Here is a 255-nt window from a genome sequence, read left to right on the forward strand (position 1 = left end):
TGGTGTGCAGTGGCGAGGCCTTGCCGGCGGCGCTGGCGCAGCGCCTGCATGGCGGCCTGCCGGGCGCGCAGCTCTACAATTTGTACGGCCCCACCGAGGCGGCGGTCGATGTCACGGCCTGGACCAGTGTGGCGGGCGATACGCGCGCCATGGTGCCGATCGGGCGGCCGATCGCCAACACCCGCATCTACCTGCTTGATGAGGCGATGCGTCCGGTTCCGCTGGGCGTGGCCGGCGAGCTGTATATCGGCGGCG

Annotated in this window: 1 protein-coding gene; it reads left to right on the forward strand. The window is 71.0% G+C overall.

Annotation, left to right across the window (positions count from 1 at the left end):
• On the forward strand, positions 1-255 hold a 255-nt coding region (locus tag KVP70_RS33825), incomplete at both ends, for an AMP-binding protein (protein WP_217946793.1).

Source organism: Duganella violaceipulchra (genome assembly GCF_019166075.1).
GTDB lineage: Bacteria > Pseudomonadota > Gammaproteobacteria > Burkholderiales > Burkholderiaceae_D > Rugamonas > Rugamonas violaceipulchra.